Consider the following 20,365-nt stretch of genomic DNA (forward strand, 5'->3'; position numbering starts at 1 on the left):
AAATGGTATTTAGATAATCAAGAGTGGATGAAGAATGTAACCTCTGGGGATTATCAGAAATATTATGAGAAAATGTATAAATAATAATTTAGTAAAATATCGAGTATAAGGAGAAAGATATGGTATCTATTATTATACCTACTTATAATAGAGCAAGCACATTGAAGAGATGTATTGAAAGTTTATTAGATCAAACATATTCAGACTTTGAAATAATAATAATAGATGATAACTCAAGCGATAACTCAGAAGCAATAATAAAAAATATAGGTGATCCAAGAATAAAATATTTAAGGCATGGAAAAAATTTAGGAGCTAATGCAGCTAGAAATACAGGAATAAAACATGCAGTTGGTGAATTAATTGCATTTCAAGATAGCGATGATGAATGGTTTAACAATAAGCTTGAGATACAGATAAAAGAACTAAAAGAAAGTGGAGCTGATATTGTAGCAAGTTCATTCATTAGATACATGGAAGGAAAAAGAACGGTTCTCCCAAAAGAAAATATTAATGATGAAGAATTAAGCAAGAGACTATTATATAAGAATTATATTAGTACTCAAACTATTTTAGGTAAAGCTAATTGCTTTAAAGATAATGAATTTGATAAGAAGTTGCCTAGATTTCAAGATTGGGAGCTAATGATAAGATTATCACGCCAATATAGAATACATTTTATAAAACAACCTTTAGTAAATGTTTATGTACAAAAAGATAGTATTACAAAGCAACCGCAGAAAGCTATTGATGCAATAAATATAATAATGAAAAAACATAAAGAAATTATAAATGAAGATAATAGAGCTTTAGCAGCATTTAGTAGTTTATTAGGAGATATTTATTTGCAAATGAGGGATTTCAGTAAGTGCTATTATTATGAATCACTTAAATATAATAAAATAAATTATAAAACTTATATAAGATTGATTATCTATATAATAAAAAAGATACAATTTAATATTAGCAGTGTGAAATTATAGAACATTAAAGAGGAGTAGGTAAATTGATTAAAATTTGTTTTATTATGAATAATATATTTACTTTAGGCGGAGTTCAAAGAGTTGTATCTGTATTAGCTAATGAGTTAAGTAAAGAACATGAAATAGATATATTATGTATTTCAAAGGAGAATAAAACTAATCGTGCTTTATATAATTTAGATGCAAAAATAAATGTAGAGTTTAACTATAAATTGAACAAAACAAATATATTAAGCAAGGTTTTAGGAAAAATAGTAAAAGATATTAATAAAAAGACTGGAATATTGAACAAAGAGAAATATTATGAAAAATTAAATAGTATCTATTTTCCAGATAAGGTAAAGAAAAACTTTACTAAATATTTAAATGATAAACAATATGATATAGTTATAGGGGTTGAAGGATTATTTAGTATCTTATTAGGCTCTATTAAAGAAAATTTAAATTCAAAAGTTTTAGGTTGGCAACATAATTCTTATGATGCATATTTAAGAAATACTAATAGATATTTTTGGAATTTAGATATATTATTTGATAAGTACATAACACGACTTGATAAGTATATAGTACTAACTGATAATGATAAAATTACATTTAAAAAAGAAAAAAATATAGAGTGTGATGTAATATATAATCCACTTAGTTTTGAATCTAATGAAAAATCTACTTGTAGCAAAAAAAATATTTTGTTTGTTGGAAGATTAGTAGAACAGCAAAAAGGATTAGATTTACTTATACAAGCATTTAACAAAGTTTGTTTAAAAAATAAAGATTGGATATTAAAGATAGTTGGAGATGGATCTGATAAAGAAAAATTAGAACAATTAATTGAAGGTTTAAAATTAACTGAAAGAGTTAAGATTGAACCACCTACAAATAATATAAAAGAATATTATTTAGACTCTTCAATATTTGTTTCTTCATCAAGATGGGAGGGGTTTGGACTGGTAATAACTGAAGCTATGGAGTGTGGGCTGCCAGTAGTTGCATTTGCTAATTCGGGTCCAAGAGAAATAATAACTAAGAATTATGAAAATGGAATATTAGTGCCCTGTGAAGATGTTGATTCATTAGCTAATGCAATACTTGATTTAATAAATAATGAAGAAAAAAGAAAAAAAATATCTAAGTTAGCTATAGAAAGAGCAAAGGATTTTTCATTAAGCAAAATATCTAAGACGTGGAATGATATTTTTAATGCACTAATTTAAAATATTAGTATTGGAGATATAGAATGAATATAAAAGCTTCTATAGTATTAGTTATAATAACTATCATTATGTTTATTTTAAATAATTCAAATTATTTGAAAAATAAGAAATATATAAATGTAATAATATTACTATTTTCAACATGTTTAGCCATATCAGTTAAGATTGATTATAATCAATATATAATCGGAAAAAATGAATATGTACATATACCATTAGCGTTATTTTTAATTGGGATAATAGCTATTTTTACTATTAATCATAATACAAAAAAAATAGGCTTAGATAATATTCTTATGATAATTTTCTTAATTACTATTTTTATATCTTATGGAAGTAATCAAATATATGATGTAGTTAGTTTTTGGACAATTGTTTCAACTTATTTAAGTATTTTTTTTATTGGATTCATATTTAAAAATATTCAAGAGTATGAATATTACAATATAACCAATTTCTTTAGTTATATTGCAATTTTTAATGGGATATTAGGAATAGCACAGTTTATAACAAATAGGAAATTGTTATTTGGACAATTTAATGATAATATTTACTACTTGCAAGGAAGTGAACTTGTAAAAAGAGTGGTTGGAATAGCTGGTACAAATAATGCTGGAGGAAATTTAGGATGTATATTATTTGCAGTAGTATTTTTTAATTATTTGAAAAGAAAAAATACTGTGAATCTAACGGCACTTATACTTACTTCTATTTTTTCAATATTAACATTAACTAGAATAGGATATTTGGGAATAATTATTGTATTATTTGTTAATTTTATAATGTCTAAATGGAATTCAATGAGTAATATAGTAAAGAAAATGTTGATAATTGCTATGTGTGCAATAATAGTAGTAATAATAATAGTTACTTTTGGTGATAAAATTAACTATATACTTTTTGAACAGAGAGGTAATACTCAAGATTCTAGAAAAATTCAATTTGATTTTATATTTAATAACATTATGAAATATGTTGGCTTTTTCGGTGGAATTGGAGCAGGGCAATACAAATATTATGCATACTATTTTATTGGCTATAATGACATAGATATACATTCTGAATATTTAAATATTATGGTGGAAAATGGGGTATTAATGTTCATATTATTTATTGTTCTAAATATATATTTGCTAGTACATGCATTTAAAAAATGTGATGATAAAATTGAGCAAGCATTTATAGTAGGATTGTTTTTAGCAAATTTAGTCTGTTCTAATTTTAATCCTAATCAATACTACATAATAAATAATTTATTATATTATTTACTAATATATTGTTTTGTTTATAAGAAGAAATCAAATCTTAAATATAAACTTAATCTTTCAATGGAATCAAGTTTGTAATTGTAATAGTAGATAAATTTAATATAAACAATTTTAGGAATCTGGGGGTGATTTATTGATTAAAGTAAGTATAGTAATACCTATATACAATGCAGAAACTTATTTAAAAAAGTGTTTAGATAGTGTAATTGGGCAAACACTTCGAGAAATAGAAATTATATTAGTTAATGATGGATCTTCTGATAATAGTATAAATATATGTAAGGAATACTCTAAAAATGACAAAAGAATTAAAATAATAGATAAAAAGAACGAAGGAGTTTCTAAGGCAAGAAACACAGGTATTCTATATGCTAAGGGAGAGTATATATCATTTATAGATTCAGATGATTGGATAGAACATAATATGATTGAAGAACTCTATAACTCGGTAACAGCAAATAATGCAGAATTTTGTATGTGTAACTATGTTAAAGAAAATGACGGTAAAAGTCTATGCATAGATTCTAGTATACATAAAAAAGTTTTGGAAGGAAAGGATATAAAAAATTACTTACTGCTTCCACTAATAGAAAGAGAAAATAATGAAAATCAACACATTTTGGGAGACTTTAGGTCACCTTGGAGCAAACTTTTTAAAAGAGATATAATAGAAAAGTATAATATAAAATTTGAAAAAGATTTAATTATAGGAGAAGATTTTATATTTAATCTAGAGTTTCTAATTCATACAAATAAAGCCGTTATAAATCAAGGATTTTATTATCATTATTTGATTAATACTAATTCTGCAACTATGAGGTATAAAAAAGATTGTTGGAAATCAATCTATAGAAATATCATTTTATATTTAGAAGATTTTTTAAAAAATAATAGTTTATATTTAGAAGCTAAAGATAAAGTAAGTAAGTTAATTGTAAAATATTTTTTAATTTCCATAATGAATGAAGGGAGAAAGGATAACCTTAAAAGAAGAGTGGAAAAAATAAATACTATTAGAGAGATGTGTGAAGACAAAATTATTATGAATTCTCTTAAAAGTGTTGATTTAAATTTATATGGAAAAAGAAATAATCTTATTTTATTTTTAGCAAAGTATAAACTTTCATATTTAATTTACATAATAATATGATATTTATCTAGAAATAAACAAGGAAATATATGAAAAAAACACAGCATATGTTTACAGTTATAAAAATTGTAAAAAGTAGGTAAAACAATCTATTGTAGGGAGTAGAATATGGGGTACAAAGATTTAATTTACACACTATATTGTGATTTCTATAGACAAACAGGACAAGAGCTTACAACAATAAAAGTATTTAAGTATATATTTTCAGTTTCTGTGGAACCAGGATTTAAATATATATTTTTAATGAGAATATGCAAATATTTTCACATGAAGAAAAAAAATATTATAGAAAAAATATTATTTAAAATTTTAAAATTTAGATTTAGAAAATTACAGTATAAATATGGCATAGATATACCTTATGTTACTGAAATAAAAGAAGGTTTTCTTATTAGTCATTTTACAGGAATATTTGTAAATAGTCATGTGAAAATAGGTAAAAACTGTTCAATTTTGCAAGGGGTAACCATAGGAAATAATTTATATAAAGGTAGGGAAAGTTTGGCTGTAATAGGCGATAATGTTTTTATTGGTGCGGGAGCTAAAATTATTGGTCCAGTAACTATAGGTGATAATGTAACAATAGGAGCAAATACAGTAGTAACTAAGGATATACCAGATAATAGTGTTGTTGCTGGAAACCCAGCACAAATAGTGTCTAGAAAAAAATCAGTTGATATAAATAGAAACTATAAGGTGAGAAATGAGTTTTTGCTTCACTAGAAATCAATTTATAGAAATACAATATAATACTATTACTTTAAATTAGATATATTGTGGAGGGAGTTAATGAGTAAAATAAGTATAATAGTTCCTATATATAATGTAGAAAAATATCTTGAAAAATGTCTTAAGTCAATATTAGGACAAACCTTTAAAGATTTTGAATTAATATTAGTTAACGATGGCTCACCTGATAACTGCGGATGTATATGCGATATATATTCAAAACTTGATTCTAGAATTAGAGTTATACATAAAGAAAATGGAGGGTTAAGTTCTGCAAGAAATGCAGGGATAGATCTGGCAACTGGAGAGTATATTGGATTTGTAGACAGTGATGATTGGATAGATGTAAATATGTATGAGAGTTTATATTCTATAGCAAAAGAAACTGATGCTGATATAGTTCAATGTAGATTTAAAGAGTCATATGATGAAGAAATAAATAATATAAAGAATAACACTAATAAATTTAAATGGGTGGACAAGTTTGATGCTTTAAATAATCTTATTGCTTATGGTGAAACGCATGTTCAAATGGTAGTAGCCTGGAATAAACTATATAAGAAAAATTTATTTAATGGAATTAGATTTCCAAATGGTAAGATACATGAAGATGAATTTACAACATATAAACTTTTGTATAAATCAAATAAAATAGCTCTAACAGAAGATGAGTTATATTATTATAGACAAACGCCTAATAGTATAATGAATGCTAAGTTTAATAAGAAGCGTTTGGATTATTTAGAAGCCTTAAAGGAAACTCTAAGTTTTTTTAAGGAAGTAAATAATCAACATTTATATGATATGACTACAATTAGATATGTTGATAGCTTAAAGAAATATTATTTTAAATGCAAAGAACTGCTTGAAGATAACGAACAAGCTTTGAGAAAAATTAAAAATAACTATAATAAAATTTTTAAAGAATATATATGTAATAGTAGTTTTGGGGTTAAAAACAGGTTAGGAGAAATATTATTTTTTATAAATCCGAAGGTTTATAAAATTCTGCAAAGCTTAAGAGGAAAAGAAACATATTAAATATATAACATTAGGAGTAAGTAAGGTGAAAAATAAACAATTAGCAATAAATATGATAGCTAATATCTTTGCATTTATTGTGAATATAGGTATTAACTTCTTTTTTACACCATATTTAATTAGAACTATAGGAAAGGAAGCTTACAGCTTTTTTCCACTAGCAAATAACTTTATAGGATACGTAAACATAATTGCAGTTGCGTTAAATTCTATGGCAAGTAGATTTATAACCATTAAAATTCATGATAATGATGACGAAGGAGCAAATCGTTATTTTAACTCTGTATTAATGAGTAACACAGTTCTTGCATTAATACTGACATTACCATCAATGCTTTTTGTACTATTTATAAATAGAATTCTACAAGTTCCCATTGAAATATTAAGAGATGTACAATTCTTATTTGGATTTGTATTTTTAGGAATGATATTAAGCATCTTAACATCAGTTTTTGGAGTTGCAACATTTGCTAAAAATAGATTAGATTTGTCTTCTAAAAGAAGCATTGAGTCAAATTTTATTAGAGTTATAAGTTTAATCCTGATGTTTAGTTTGCTCAGTCCTAGTGTTGCATATATTGGTATAGCAAATTTTATAGTCATTATATTTATATTAATTACTAATATATACTATACCAAGAATTTATTACCTGAAGTTGCAGTAGATAAGAAATATTTTGATTTTAGGGCAGTTAAGGAATTGCTTTCATCTGGAGTATGGAACTCAGTAAATCAGTTAAGTGTTGTGTTATTAACTGGATTAGATTTACTAATAGCAAATATTTTTATAGGGGTAACAGCAGCAGGAGAATATTCTATAGTTAAAACTGTTCCTAATTTTATTCAACAATTAGTGGGAATGTTAGTAGGAGTTTTTATTCCACAGTTTACAATATTATATGCACAAAAAAAACACGAAGAGCTTTTAGATAATATTAATAAGTCAATTAAATTTATGGGTTTAATTATAACAATACCTATAGCTTTCCTAATTATATTTGGAGATACTTTCTTTAGTTTATGGGTTCCAGGAGAAAATTCCAGTAAATTATATTTGTTGTCAAATTTAACTATTATTCCAATGATAGTTACTGGTAGTATTAATACTATATTTAACGTCTATACAGTAACTAATAAATTAAGAATTCCAGCTTTAGTTCTACTTACAACTGGAATTATAAATACAGCTGTAGTTTTTATACTCCTTAAAATAACTAATTTAGGAATTTTAGCAATTCCAATAACTTCATTTATTATAGGATTATTGAGAAACTTGATTTTTACTCCAATATATGCTGCAAGATGTCTAGAAGTAAAGTGGAATACATTTTATAAAGCTATAGCTAGAGGTTGTATTTGTGCATTAACAATGACGGTGTGTTGCTATATTTTCAAGTATAGTTTTGCCATAAATTCATGGATTATGCTTTTAGTAATAGGTGGTATATGTTCGATAATTTCTTTAATTATTAATATGTTTATTGTATTTAAAAAAGAAGATAGAAATGAAATTATGAAAAATATCTTCATATTATTACATATAAAGAAAAGTAAAATTAAAAATTAATAAGAATATATAAGTTATGGTTATACACTAGTATAGAATTAATTTAATCATAAAAAATGGAGGGAATAAGTTTGGGATTAAAAGAAAAGATAAAAACCATAGTTAACATTATATCTGGCATAAGAAAAATAAATAAATATAAAGAATATAAGCATCAAAAAAAGATTATATATTTATTGTTACCTTTACATGGAAATATGGGAGATCAAGCTATTGCATATGCAACTTTAAAATTTTATCAAGAACAATTTCCAGATTATAAGATTATAGAATTCCCTAGAGATAGTATATATTCAGAATATTTTGCTATAAAAAATTGTTTAAATAAAGATGATATTATTGTTTTACATGGTGGTGGTAACATGGGTAATCTATATATACAAGAGGAGAAGCCACGACGTTTTATTATAAATAATTTCAGAGATAACATAATAATATCTATGACTCAAACAATAAGCTTTACAAATGATGAATTTGGTAGAAAAGAAAAAGAAAAAACTCAAAAAATTTATAATAAAAATAAAAAATTAATTTTATTAGCTAGAGAAGATACTTCATATAATGAAATGACTAAATTATTTAGTGCAAATGTAATTAAGGTTCCTGATATAGTATTTTACCTTGCAGATACAATGGATAGTGATAAAAATAGAACTCTTATTACTACATGTTTAAGAAACGATAAAGAATCTATTTGGAAAAATAAAAAAGATAAATTTATAGGAAGATTGAAAGACGAATATAATGATGTATTTATCTATGATACTGTGATAAATAGACAAGTTACAGTTAAATCTAGGATACCTGAGTTAAGTACTATGTGGGATAAGTTTAAAAAGTCAAAAGTAGTAGTAACAGATAGATTACATGGGATGATATTTTGTGTAATTACTAAAACGCCATGTATAGCGTTAAAATCTCTAGATCATAAAGTAGTAGAAAGTTATAAGTGGATTAAAGATTTAGACTATATAGAATTAGTTGATGATTTAGACTTTGATAAACTAAAACCTATTATTGAGAAATTTAAATCGAAACAAGTTAATAAGAAATTAGGATTTAAATGTAAATATTATAATAAATTGGTTAAAACATTGAAACAAGTATAAAGGGAGAACAGTTTTATGAGTATTTTAGTTTGTGGAGGAGCAGGCTACATAGGAAGTCACATGGTAGCTGAGCTCTTAGAAAAAGGTGAAGATGTTGTAATAATAGACAATTTTCAAAAAGGTCACAGAGATGCCATACTTGGTGGTAAAGTTTATGAAGGAGATTTAAGAGATAAAAAAATATTAGATAAAGTTTTTACTGAAAATAACATAGAAGCAGTTATTGATTTTGCTGCAGATTCTTTAGTAGGTGAAAGTGTAATTGAACCATTAAAATATTTTAATAATAATGTTGGTGGTACTATAAATTTATTAGAAGCAATGAAAGATTATAATGTTAAAAATATAGTCTTTTCATCCACAGCGGCTACCTATGGAGAACCGGATAGAGTACCTATAGAAGAGGGAGATAAAACTTTTCCAACTAATCCTTATGGTGAGTCGAAACTAACAGTAGAGAAAATATTAAAATGGTGTGATAAAGCATATGGAATTAAATATACTGCTTTAAGATATTTCAATGCTGCGGGAGCACACGTAAGCGGTAAAATAGGAGAAGATCATAAACCAGAATCTCACCTAATTCCAATTATACTTCAAGTTGCTTTAGGACAAAGAGATAAAATAATGATTTATGGTGATGATTATAATACAGAAGATGGAACTTGCATAAGAGATTATATACATGTAACTGATTTAGCTAATGCTCATTTGCTTGCAGTAAATAGATTAAAAAACGGTGGACAAAGTATTATTTGTAATCTAGGTAATGGAACTGGATTCTCAGTAAAACAGGTTATAGAAGTATGTAGAAAAGTTACAGGATGTAATATTCAGGCTGAAGTTGCACCGAGAAGAGAAGGTGACCCAGCTATTCTTATTGCTTCAAGTGATAAAGCTATGGAACAATTAGGTTGGAATCCTAAGTATAATTCAATTGAGACTATTATAGAAACGGCGTGGAATTGGCATAAGAATCATCCTTATGGATATGAAAAGTAATCATTTATTAAACTTATTTTATAAATAATAAAAGAGAGGGTGTAATATAATGAAAGTTAAAAAGGCAATAATTCCAGCAGCGGGATTAGGTACAAGGTTTTTACCAGCGACAAAAGCTCAACCAAAAGAAATGCTGCCAATAGTAGACAAACCAACAATTCAATACATAATTGAAGAAGCAGTAGCTTCAGGTATTGAAGAAATACTAATTATAACAGGTAGAAATAAAAGGGCAATAGAAGATCACTTTGATAAATCTGTTGAGCTAGAAGACGAGCTTAAAAACAATGGTAAAGAAAAGTTGCTTGAATTAGTACAGAATATATCTAATATGGTTGATATCCATTATATAAGACAAAAGGAGCCTAAAGGTTTAGGACATGCTATAAGTCGTGCTAAAACCTTCGTAGGAGATGAACCCTTTGCTGTTATGCTAGGTGATGATATAGTTGATAGTAAAGTACCATGTTTAAAACAACTAATAAACTGTTATGATGAATATAAAACCTCCATATTAGGAGTACAGCCTGTTGCTGAAACACAGGTATCTAAGTACGGTATCGTAAAGGGTATGGAAATTGAAGATAAGGTTTATAAGGTGAAGGATTTAATAGAAAAACCTAAGGTAGAAGAGGCACCATCTAATATAGCTATTCTTGGGAGATATATAATAACTCCTAAAATATTTGAAATACTTGAAAAAACTAAACCTGGTAAAGGTGGAGAAATACAGCTAACTGATGCACTAAAGGAGTTAGCAAAACGAGAAGCTATGTATTCATATTGTTTTGAAGGAAAAAGGTATGATGTAGGAGATAAGTTTGGATTTTTACAGGCTAATATAGAATATGCTTTAAAACGTAATGATTTAAGAGAAGATCTCATCGCTTATCTTTCAAATATTAAAGAAACTAAGGATTCTAAAATAGAAGAATTTTATAACAAAGAGACTTTAATAGAAAAAGAAGCTGCATTATCTAAATAAAATATAAGCTTACTTTTGACTAAAAATTAGATGTCAGACATATATGAATTAGGTAAGTAATTATATATACTTAAGATTTAGAATAACTTTAATAAACCTAAATTTACACTATATTAATGTAAATTTAGGTTTTGTTTTCATAATGTCAATTCACCATCTTTAAGTGATATTTTTTACTCATTATATACAATTCATGTGTTCCATTTTAGACTTTGGAGGTATAGTAATTATAATTATGAAGAAAAATCGCTTTAAACTAATTAGTTTACAACTCATCTGTACAGTTCTTTTAATGATATCTTCTGATTTAATTGGAAGCATTAATAATTTTAATTATATCCAAAGTAGTAATGCTAATGTAGTTATTAAAAGTATTAAAGAACATCCAAGAATTATTGCTAGTAAAAATGATTTTAATAATCTAAGAAGAATCATAAATACTGATGATCATGAAAAACTATGGAATAAAAAATTGAAAGTTTCTGCAGACAAAATACTTAGTGATTCAACAGTTAAGTATGAGTTAGAAGATGGTATAAGACTTTTGCCTATAAGTAGACAGGTACTGGAAAGAGTGTATATTTTGGCAATTATGTATAAATTGCATGGAGATAGTAAATATAAAGATAGATTGTGGAAAGAAATTGAAGCGGTAAGTAAATTTAAAGATTTTAATCCTAAACATTTTCTTGATACAGCAGAAATGATTAATGCACTAGCTATTGCATATGATTGGCTTTACTATGATTGGAATTATAAACAAAAAGAAATCATGAGAAATATGATAATACAAAACGGTTTGAATCCTGCTCTAAAGTTATATATGAGTGACTCTAATGATAGTTGGTGGAAAAATAGTGAAACAAATTGGAATCTTGTTTGTAATGCTGGTGTTGGCGTAGCAGCTTTGGCCATAGCAGAGGAAGAGCCAGTAATGTGTAATACCATTTTAGAATATGTAATAAAATCTACTCCAAATGGTATTAAGGGATATGAACCAGATGGAGCATGGAATGAAGGTACAGATTATTGGCAGTATGGGACCGTATATTTAAGTTTACTACTTTCATCAATGGAAATTGCATTAGGAACAGACTTTAATTTATTAAGTAGTTCAGGATTAAAAAAAACTGGAGACTTTATAATTCAAGCATCTGGACAAGAAAAATATAGTTTTGGATATGGAGATAGTAGTGGAAGGAAAGTTTTAGGACCAGAACTGATGTGGTTAGGTAAAGTATATAATAAGCCTTATTATATATGGAAGAGAACCATAGATGCAGATAGTAGTCCAACACCATTAGATATGTTGTGGTATGCTAGTAAAATTTATAGTAATACTAAGAGAATTGAAATGCCTTTAGATAATTATTTTAGAAGGTCAGAAATAACAACTTTTAGAAGTTCATGGAATAATACAACGGGAATATTTGCAGCAATTAAAGGGTTTAACTTCGAAAACAGAAGCCATACTGATCTTGACACTGGAGATTTTGTAATACAAGCTAATGGTGTACAGTGGGCCGAAGAACTAGGAAGCGATAACTATAATTTATCGGGATATTTTAGTACGAATAAAAATAACTTAAATCGCTGGGATTATTATAGAAAAAGAGCAGAAGGGCAGAATACCATAGTTATAAATCCCAATAAAGGACCTGATCAAAATCCTAATGGAGTAACCAAAGTAATTTCTTTTAAGAGTATGTCAGATAAAGCATTTTCTATAATTGATACTACACAAGCATATAATGATGCAATTAAGACTTTAAGAGGATTAATGATATTTGATAAAAGAACAAAAGTTCTGCTCCAAGACGAAATAGAGCTTAAAGATTTTGGAGATGTTTGGTGGTTTATGCATACCAGTAAGGATATATCCTTAGAAGATAATGGACAGACTGCCGTATTAAGTGATGGAAATAAGAAGCTTTGGATTCATATTATATCTCCAGATAAAAATTTAAGATTTACTGAAACAGCTGCAAAACCTCTTAATTCCTCACCAAATCCAATAGGACAAAGTAAAAATGAGAAAATAAGAAAGCTTGTCATTCATGTAAATCATGTAAAGAAATTAAATATTGCTATAGTATTTGTTACTGAAGATAACAATACTAGAATTAATAATATTCCCAAATTTACACCTTTATATTTATGGGATAAGTAGCAAGCTTAAGATGGCAAGTCTTTCCGAGCTAAGCTAGTATTCGCTAGAGTAATGTTAGATTAAAATAATCGGTATCAAGAAGTATTTAGATAAAAAATGGAGGTGCTTATAGTGGAAGAAGAATTACTTAAAAACATAGAAAAAATAAGAGACTATATGCATGACTTGATAAGCGAAAAAGGCAGTTTAACTGATCTAGAAGTGGTATTAGCAAGCCAAATGCTAGATTGTGAATTGAATAAGTACAATAAGTTGTAACTAGAACTTTAGTATATATAAATAGAATAATTATTATGAAATAGAGTTCAAATTATGAGCTGGATTTTTTCGTATAAAAGGGGGAAATTAAATGGAAATTCCAAGAAAAAAAGCATATCTTAATAATATATCGTTGTTAAGAGTCTTTGCTATTTTAATAGTTGTTTTAGGACATAGTATGATTGTTTATCAATACAAGTGGGGCATTTATACACCAGTTGTTAAATCTAGTTTTTTTAATGCATTAAAAACTTACATTGACACATTTCAAATGCCACTTTTTATATTTATTTCAGGGTATGTATATTATTATTCTAGAAAAGAGTGTGGGAAGTATAATAATTCTATTGAGTTTTTAGTTAGTAAGGTTAAAAGATTATTAGTGCCATATATGTGTATTGCATTAATATATGTATTACCAATTAGAATGTTTACTAGTTATAAAGGTTACTATGGAAATAATGTATTTGAGATAATTTATAAGTATTTTATTACTGGATTGGATGTTGGACACCTATGGTATTTATTAGCCATATTTGAGATATTTATAGTTTTTTATTTATTTGAATCTATAATTAATAAAATAGGTATACCAATTAGTTTTGTTATTATAGCTTGTGCAAATATAATTAGTTTTAAATTTCCAAATATATTTCAAATTTCAAGCTTAATACATTATTTTATGTTTTTTTATTTAGGCTATATTGTTAGGAAGTGTGAACTAATTTTTACTAATAAGTTAAAAGAAAAAAATAAAATATATTTAACTGTAACTTTGTTTATTTTACAGATTCTATTTTTATTTATATATTTGAAATTCCACAATACTAGCATAATTAGCACATTATTTAAAAATATAATTTATTTATTAAGTAATATATCTGGAACGCTTTTTTATTTTTTATTTTTATCATTAATAACTTTTAAGCATAAAAGTTTAAATAGTAATAAAGTTTTAAAATATTTAGATAGAGAGAGTTTTTCAATTTATCTTTTTCATTCCCCACTAATTTACATAATATTAAAGTATACTGCAAATAAAAGTATTTCTCCATTTTTAGTAGTACCATCAATATTTATTATTATTTTATCTGTCTCACTTATTATATCTTATATAATAAATAAGACAAAGGTATTAAGATTTATGATTAGTAATCCAATAAATAAAAAAAACAGTATGAAGATTTAATAGAAGTATATAAGAAGGTAGAAAAAGTATCTGCAATAGATGACAATGTTTTTATTGGAGCAGGTACTAAAATTATTAAGAACTTGGTCTAACCAGGTTCTTTTTAAGTACATCTATAGTATCAACAAGAGTGTTTAAAGATTTGGAATCATTAGCAGTAGCTAGTTCAATAGAATCTAGTCTTTCAGTAAGAGTCTTATTATTCTTGTCTTCAGAGAAATAAATATAAAGCATATAAATGGGGATTTGAATATAGAGCTTAGAAATAAATATAAAGACAAAGTAAGATAGGCTGAGCGAGTAACGGAGGTACTATTCCAGTAAGGAGTAGTACCTTTTTAGTTAACTCTAGGTGCTTGTTTTTATTATGAAATTATATTATCTAACATATTTTTTCATCTATTTAGAAAATATTCAAAATTTTATCAAAGATAATTGAAATTTTATGTTAAATGTTGTATAATTTAATTATAATTAGAAAATAATTATAAGTTTATAATAGTTAAAACTTTATAGTAGTTTATACTATAAAATATTCATATAAAAAATGGGGGTGCTTATAGTGAAAGAAGAATTAATTAAAAAAATAGACAGAGTACGAGACTATATGCATGACTTGATAAGCAAAAAGGACAGTTTAACTGATCCAGAAGTGGTATTAGCAAGCCAAATGCTAGATTATGAATTGAATGAGTATAATAGGTTATTTAACTAGAACTTTAAAATACATAAATAAAATAATTATTATACAATAGAGCTCAAATTATGGGTTCTATTTTTTCGTATAAAAGGTGGGAATAAAATGAAATAGTTAATGCTATAAATAAGAGTAAAAATAAAGTTGCGACAGCAGTTAATTCTGAAATGGTTATACTTTATTGGAATATAGGAAGAATAACAAAAACAAAAATACTTAAGACTGCTAGAGCTGAATATGGAAAATCAGTAACTAAGAAATTAAGTAAAGAGTTAACAAGAGAATATGGAAAAGGATATTTTAAAGAAGCACAAATAGCTATATCTATTATGGATGAAGCTATAATTAAATAAGCTTTATAGGTAGAAATGTGGCTTATAGAGTATATGATTCAAAGATACAGGTAAAAAATAAAAAAATTTGCTTATATTTAATTGAATTAGGTAATTAAGTATAGTATATTACTTATAAGAGGTGATAAAAATGTTATCACCAAAAGTAAATTTTGATACTATGAATAGGAGAGTAAAGAGGGGGGATACTAGAGAGTTTCGGGAAAAATTATAGAATTCTTGCACTTTATCCTAGCTGTTTTAATTAATTTATACAATACTAACTGGTAATTATGAAAGAAGATGAATGAATATAAATTGATCTAATTATTGAAGCAAGTACATTATATTTATTCAAGTTTTTTCATATACAGTAAATAATAAAATTGAGTTTGCATTATTCTGTAATGAAAATATAGTTTATCTATTAAAGGCTGTTTCATTATAGTAATAGATATTGTATAAAGAAAAAAATGCGTTGAGAAGATATATTAATATAAAATGGAATTTATTATTGATACAGTAACACTAAATTAATTTTTACTCTTTTGCAACATTGAATAATTGTTTTTTATTTTATATAAAAATGAAATTAAACTGTCAGGGGAGAGGTAGACTCTGATAATTATTAATGAACTGCATAGAGAAAATTATTTATAGAGAAGTTTTTTGCTTTAGTGATACTGTTAATCGGGTTTCTAGTAAAAAATATCCACATTTGATAATATGTGTGGATAAAAGCAATTGTATAAAATTTTAAAGAAATATTAATTATTGTTCCTAATATTATAAAGGGACTTGTTTGGTAATGTGGTTAATGAAATAAACTTAAGAATTTATTTGAAAACTTTATAAATTATAATAAAAATTTAATGGTAAAGGGACTTTAAGTAAGGTCAGCTTATTTACCAGATAGGAGATTATATGATAACAAAAAATAAAACTAAGGTAAAGGTGATTCCACTAGGAGGTCTAGGGGAGATCGGGAAGAACATTACAGCTATAGAATATGATAATGAAATAATTGTCATTGACTGTGGTTTAGCTTTTCCTGACGCGGAAATGTATGGTATTGATTTAGTTATACCAGATATAACATATTTATTGAATAATAGTGAGAAGGTAAAAGGCTTTGTGTTAACCCATGGACATGAAGATCATATAGGTGCTCTCCCATATGTTTTAAAACAACTAAATGTACCGGTTTATGGCACAAGGTTGACCTTAGGATTAGTAAAAAGTAAGTTGGAAGAACATAATATGCTTTCTGACTGTGCTCTTTTGGAAGTTAAACCAGAAGAAGAGTTTAAAACTGAAAACTTCAGAGTTGAATTTATACGAACCTGTCATAGTATTGCAGATGCCTGTGCACTAGCTATACACACTCCAGAAGGTGTTATAGTTCATACTGGAGATTTTAAAATAGAGTATACTCCTATAGACGGAGAAGTAATAAATCTTCAACGTTTTGCAAAGCTAGGAAATCAAAAAGTACTACTATTAATGGCAGATAGTACAAACGCCGAGCGTCCAGGTTATACAGTTTCAGAGAGACTAATAGGTGAAAATTTAACTAAAATTTTTGGCGATGCAAAGGGTAGAGTAATTGTTGCTTCTTTCGCGTCAAATATTAATAGAATTCAACAGATTATTAATTCATCTTTGTTTTATGGAAGAAAAGTGGCCTTTAGTGGAAGAAGCATGGAGAAAATTTCAAGCATAGCTATGGAATTAGGTTATATGCAATTGCCTCAAGATCAACTTATAACTGTAGATGATATTGATAAATACCCTTCTGATAAAATAACTATTATAACCACAGGAAGTCAAGGAGAACCAATGGCTGCACTTTCAAGAATTGCATATTCAAACCATAAAAAAATTACTATTGAAAAAGGTGATTTAGTAATTATTTCTGCTTCACCAATTCCTGGAAATGAAAAACTTATATCGAAACTCATAGATGAACTTTTTAAGAAGGGAGCAGAAGTAATTTATAATGCTTTAGAAGAAGTCCATGTTTCGGGTCATGCTTGTCAGGAAGAGTTGAAATTGATGCATACTTTAGTTAAGCCTAAATTTTTTATGCCTGTTCACGGTGAATATAGGCATTTGAAACAACATGGATTGCTAGCTGAAAGTTTAGGAATGGATTCGAAGAATATATTTATATTAGAAACTGGTCAGGCACTAGAGTTAAGCAGAGCTAATGCTAGAAAATCGGGAAGAGTTACTTCAGGCGCGGTTATGATAGATGGTCTTGGTATTGGTGATGTAGGGAATATAGTACTTCGAGATAGAAAACATTTGTCGCAGGATGGTATATTAACAGTGGTTGTAACAATAGATAAAGCATCATTTAGTATACTTTCAGGACCTGATATTATTACAAGAGGATTTGTTTATGTAAAAGAATCTGGAAATTTATTAAATGAAGCAACAGAAGTAGTAAAAGCAGAGTTAGATAAATGTATGGAGAAAAAAATTACGGAATGGTTAGTAATAAAGTCTAATATAAAATATTCCTTAGGAGAATTCTTATATAATAAAACAAGAAGAAGACCTATTATTTTGCCAATAATTATGGAAATCTAAATAGAATTTACTATACTTAGTATTATTTGCCTTAAAGCACTCCATAAATGTGAGAAAATCACTTAATTATGGAGATTTTTTTTGTATTTTTCAGCAATTAGATTATTTATCTCTTTGATGCAATAACAAGTATCTATTAATTTAACTTTGTGCCGAAGGAGTGGCATCGTTAGTATCCGCACTCCTTAAAGTGGCTTAAAATCAAGTGTTAGGCTAATTATAGTAAATATATAAAAGAGTTATTCAGCCTTAAAAAGAGTGATTGCTCTTAAATTTTTTTAGAATTTTAACCTAATGTGCGGAATTCTCCTGTCCTCTGTAGGCGGGAGATGGATAGCACTTGCCGACAGGCAACAAATGTGGTAGTCTATATTCAGTTGCATATGCTGAAAGGTAGTGTTATCAATGAAATTAGACAATAATAATCATTCAGTATTCTTACTAAATTATCATTTAGTATTAGTCGTAAAGTATAGACGAAAAGTCATAGATAATACAATATCGGATAGATTAAAGGAAATATTTGAGCATATATGTCCTAAATATAATATTACTTTAGAAGAATGGAATCATGATTTAGACCATATACATTTGCTTTTTAGGGGTTCCCCAAATACTGATATATCAAAATTTATTAATGCTTATAAAAGTGCTAGTAGTAGATTGATAAAAAAGGAATTTTCACAAATAAGAAAACAACTATGGAAGGAATATTTTTGGTCAAGAAGTTATTGTCTTATAACAACTGGTGGTGCTCCTATAGATGTAGTTAGAAAATATATTGAAAACCAAGGAATGAAGTGAGGTGATATTGTGCTGAAAGCTTATAAATATAGGATTTATCCTAATTTAGAACAAGGAATATATTTAGCAAAAACTTTTGGATGTACTAGATTTATTTACAATAAAATGTTAGCAGATAGAATTAAGTCCTATGAAAATAGAGAATTAGAAATTAAAAATCTAAAATATCCAACACCAGCACAATATAAAAAGGAATTTCCATGGCTAAAAGAAGTTGATAGTTTAGCTTTAGCAAATGCTCAACTAAACTTAGATAAAGCATACAAGAATTTTTTAGAGATAAGTCTATAGGATTTCCTAAGTTCAAAAGTAAAAAAACTAATTATAATAGTTACACAACTAATAATCAAAATGGAACAGTATATATCGAAAATGGCTATATAAAGTTACCAAAATTAAAGTCTATGATTAAAATAAAACAACATAGACAATTAAATGGAATAATTAAGTCTTGCACTATATCACAAGTGCCTAGTGGTAAATACTTTATATCAATATTAGTTGATACTGAAAATATACAACTTCCTAAAAATGATAATAAAATAGGCATAGATATGGGACTAAAAGATTTTGCTGTATGCTCTAATGGTGATATATTTGATAACCCTAAATGGTTTAGAAAATCTGAAAAAAGGTTAATAAAACTTCAAAAAGACTTATCAAGAAAACAAAAAGGTAGCAATAACAGACGTAAAGCTAGATTGAAAGTTGCAAAGATACATGAGAAAATAGCGAACCAAAGAAAAAATTTCTTACATGAAATCTCAACTAAAATTATTAGAGAAAACCAATCAATAGTTATAGAAGATTTGCGTGTAAAAAATATGCTAAAGAATGAAAAGTTATCAAAAGCGATAAGTGAAGTTTCTTGGTCAGAGTTTAGGACAATGCTAGAGTATAAAGCTAGTTGGTATGATAGAGAATTAGTCATAGCTCCAGCAAATTATGCTAGTAGTCAGTTATGCTCTGAATGTGGATATAAAAATGGAGATGTAAAAAATCTAGCACTAAGAGAATGGACTTGTCCTAATTGTGGAACACACCATGATAGAGATGTAAATGCTAGTAAAAACTTACTAAAGTTAGCTGTATAATATGGTAATTATCTGAGGTTGGAACGACCTTATTAGCGTGGGTAAACTTGCTCCACTAGGAGTATTGACCACGAAGCCCCCACTTCAACGAAGTAAGTGGGGAGTAGTTCACATATAAAGCTGGCAGAGATAAGGTACAGGCCTTGCAAAGTGAAATATCAGCTCTACAGAGTATTTATTG

General features: G+C 26.8%; 18 protein-coding genes and 1 pseudogene. 18 read left to right on the top strand and 1 reads right to left on the bottom strand.

Annotated features, from left to right (window positions below; genetic code table 11):
- The first annotated feature begins 119 nt into the window (after positions 1–119).
- The 13 genes from HGI79_RS09625 to HGI79_RS09685 all read left to right on the top strand — a co-directional run bounded on the left by HGI79_RS09625 (position 120) and on the right by HGI79_RS09685 (position 14,662).
- Positions 120–983 (top strand): glycosyltransferase family 2 protein, encoded by an 864-nt coding sequence (locus HGI79_RS09625; RefSeq protein ID WP_185650509.1) that lies wholly within the window; start codon positions 120–122, stop codon positions 981–983.
- Positions 984–1,027: 44 nt separating this feature from the next.
- Positions 1,028–2,194, top strand: a complete 1,167-nt coding sequence (locus HGI79_RS09630) for a glycosyltransferase family 4 protein (protein ID WP_207725750.1) — start codon at positions 1,028–1,030, stop codon at positions 2,192–2,194.
- Between the two features lie 23 nt (positions 2,195–2,217).
- Entirely contained in the window at positions 2,218–3,540 is a 1,323-nt protein-coding gene (locus tag HGI79_RS09635) for an O-antigen ligase (protein WP_185650510.1), read from the top strand.
- Positions 3,541–3,595: 55 nt separating this feature from the next.
- Entirely contained in the window at positions 3,596–4,612 is a 1,017-nt protein-coding gene (locus HGI79_RS09640; RefSeq protein WP_185650511.1) for a glycosyltransferase, read from the top strand.
- Between the two features lie 108 nt (positions 4,613–4,720).
- The gene (locus HGI79_RS09645) at positions 4,721–5,335 is read left to right on the top strand and encodes a serine O-acetyltransferase (RefSeq protein WP_185650512.1); all 615 of its coding nucleotides are present in this window, start codon (positions 4,721–4,723) and stop codon (positions 5,333–5,335) included.
- 66 nt (positions 5,336–5,401) lie between these two features.
- Entirely contained in the window at positions 5,402–6,382 is a 981-nt protein-coding gene (locus tag HGI79_RS09650) for a glycosyltransferase (RefSeq protein ID WP_185650513.1), read from the top strand.
- A gap of 25 nt (positions 6,383–6,407) precedes the next feature.
- The gene (locus HGI79_RS09655; RefSeq protein WP_185650514.1) at positions 6,408–7,949 is read left to right on the top strand and encodes a lipopolysaccharide biosynthesis protein; all 1,542 of its coding nucleotides are present in this window, start codon (positions 6,408–6,410) and stop codon (positions 7,947–7,949) included.
- 71 nt (positions 7,950–8,020) lie between these two features.
- Entirely contained in the window at positions 8,021–9,058 is a 1,038-nt protein-coding gene (locus HGI79_RS09660; protein ID WP_185650515.1) for a polysaccharide pyruvyl transferase family protein, read from the top strand.
- Between the two features lie 15 nt (positions 9,059–9,073).
- Entirely contained in the window at positions 9,074–10,060 is a 987-nt protein-coding gene (galE, locus tag HGI79_RS09665) for a UDP-glucose 4-epimerase GalE (protein WP_185650516.1), read from the top strand.
- Positions 10,061–10,109: 49 nt separating this feature from the next.
- Positions 10,110–11,045, top strand: coding sequence for a UTP--glucose-1-phosphate uridylyltransferase GalU (galU, locus tag HGI79_RS09670; protein ID WP_185650517.1), 936 nt, complete (start codon positions 10,110–10,112; stop codon positions 11,043–11,045).
- A gap of 235 nt (positions 11,046–11,280) precedes the next feature.
- Complete coding sequence (locus HGI79_RS09675; protein ID WP_185650518.1) at positions 11,281–13,215, top strand: heparinase II/III family protein; 1,935 nt, start codon at positions 11,281–11,283, stop codon at positions 13,213–13,215.
- A 111-nt stretch (positions 13,216–13,326) separates the two neighbouring features.
- Positions 13,327–13,473: an aspartyl-phosphate phosphatase Spo0E family protein gene (locus HGI79_RS23225; RefSeq protein ID WP_313885201.1), complete on the top strand. Its 147-nt coding sequence runs from the start codon at positions 13,327–13,329 to the stop codon at positions 13,471–13,473.
- 91 nt (positions 13,474–13,564) lie between these two features.
- The gene (locus HGI79_RS09685; protein ID WP_185650520.1) at positions 13,565–14,662 is read left to right on the top strand and encodes an acyltransferase family protein; all 1,098 of its coding nucleotides are present in this window, start codon (positions 13,565–13,567) and stop codon (positions 14,660–14,662) included.
- 75 nt (positions 14,663–14,737) lie between these two features.
- Here HGI79_RS09685 and HGI79_RS09690 read toward each other — a convergent pair whose 3' ends face one another.
- Positions 14,738–14,896, bottom strand: coding sequence for a hypothetical protein (locus HGI79_RS09690; RefSeq protein WP_185650521.1), 159 nt, complete (start codon positions 14,894–14,896; stop codon positions 14,738–14,740).
- A 328-nt stretch (positions 14,897–15,224) separates the two neighbouring features.
- Between HGI79_RS09690 and HGI79_RS09695 the strand changes: the two genes are divergently transcribed.
- The 5 genes and pseudogenes from HGI79_RS09695 (at position 15,225) to tnpB (ending at position 20,184) form a co-directional block, all read left to right on the top strand.
- Positions 15,225–15,377, top strand: a complete 153-nt coding sequence (locus tag HGI79_RS09695) for an aspartyl-phosphate phosphatase Spo0E family protein (protein ID WP_185650522.1) — start codon at positions 15,225–15,227, stop codon at positions 15,375–15,377.
- A 92-nt stretch (positions 15,378–15,469) separates the two neighbouring features.
- The gene (locus HGI79_RS09700) at positions 15,470–15,712 is read left to right on the top strand and encodes a DUF1016 N-terminal domain-containing protein (RefSeq protein WP_313885204.1); all 243 of its coding nucleotides are present in this window, start codon (positions 15,470–15,472) and stop codon (positions 15,710–15,712) included.
- A 903-nt stretch (positions 15,713–16,615) separates the two neighbouring features.
- Positions 16,616–18,286, top strand: a complete 1,671-nt coding sequence (locus tag HGI79_RS09705) for a ribonuclease J (protein WP_185650523.1) — start codon at positions 16,616–16,618, stop codon at positions 18,284–18,286.
- Between the two features lie 405 nt (positions 18,287–18,691).
- Positions 18,692–19,090 (top strand): IS200/IS605 family transposase, encoded by a 399-nt coding sequence (tnpA, locus tag HGI79_RS09710; protein ID WP_185650524.1) that lies wholly within the window; start codon positions 18,692–18,694, stop codon positions 19,088–19,090.
- A gap of 9 nt (positions 19,091–19,099) precedes the next feature.
- A pseudogene (gene tnpB / locus HGI79_RS09715) lies at positions 19,100–20,184 on the top strand (IS200/IS605 family element RNA-guided endonuclease TnpB).
- Positions 20,185–20,365: the final 181 nt, after the last annotated feature.

This window comes from Clostridium sp. DJ247 (genome assembly GCF_014231265.1).